Below are 1088 nucleotides of genomic sequence, written 5' to 3'. Positions count from 1 at the left end.
TGAGCAAATTAGACGGCTAGAGCAAGCTGGTATTGATTATGAAATCATACCGGGTGTCAGTGCTGTTGCTGCGTCTGCCGCGTATTTAGGTAAAGAGTTGACCTTGTCTGGCGTTTCTCAAACGCTAATTATGACGCGCTATGAAGGCAAAACTCCGTTTCCTGAGCGAGAGCGGCTTCCGCAGCTGGCACAAAGCGGCGCGACCCTCGCGATCCATCTTGGCGTCACCCGCATCCATAAAATTGTTGGAGAGCTGATTCCGCATTATGGCGAAGACTGCCCTGCAGCTGTGTGTTACAGAACCAGTTGGCCCGATGAAGACAAAGTCACAGGAACATTAAAAGATATCGTCGAAAAAGTACGCGAAAAGAAATTTACTCGAACATCTTTGATCCTGGTCGGTCATGTGTTGGATACCGACGATTTTGCCGATTCTTATCTATATGCCAAAGACAAAGCGCATGTCTATCGGCCCAAGGTTAAACCAGATGTACCGAGACAAGTGAAGCGCTAGCAGCAGAAAACAACACACGTTGTCGGTGAGTTTGATTAAGCACAAAGACAACCAAGATAGAACAACAACGAGAGTACAGCGAGATAAATGATGCAATTAAATAAAATACCTACCACCGTCGTTACTGGCTTTTTAGGAAGTGGTAAAACCACCTTACTATCAAATGTCATTCAGCAAGCTGAAGGCAAACGAATCGCCGTTATTGTCAATGAATTTGGTGAACTTGATATTGATGCGGACCTGCTACGTAGCTGTCCTTTGTCTTGTGAAGAAGATGGTGCTGAAAGTGGTGTTGTTGACTCCGACTCTAGCGCTAACAATGGTATTTACGAACTCGCCAATGGTTGCATTTGCTGTACGGTGGAAGAAGAGTTTCTGCCTGTTATGCAGCAGCTTGTAGAGCGTCGTGATGATATCGATCACATTCTGATTGAGACCAGTGGCTTAGCACTACCCAAGCCCTTAGTGCAGGCATTCAATTGGCCTGGCATTAAAGAATATTGCACCGTCGATGCCGTGGTAACGGTTGTCGATGGTCCAGCGGTGGCATCAGGGCGATTTGCGCACGATGAAG

General features: G+C 46.7%; 2 protein-coding genes. Both read left to right on the top strand.

Translation table 11 applies throughout. The features are described from left to right. A partial coding sequence (locus A3735_RS00850) for a cobalt-precorrin-4/precorrin-4 C(11)-methyltransferase (protein ID WP_231882314.1) occupies positions 1 to 514 on the top strand: 514 nt, incomplete at its 5' end. Positions 515 to 604: 90 nt separating this feature from the next. Continuing rightward, the coding region (locus A3735_RS00845; protein ID WP_304439951.1) for a GTP-binding protein at positions 605 to 1088 on the top strand (484 nt) is incomplete at its 3' end.

It is taken from the genome of Oleiphilus sp. HI0061 (assembly GCF_001635675.1).
The sequence above is the reverse complement of the archived record's forward strand: the minus strand, read 5'-3'. Positions and strand labels throughout refer to the sequence as shown.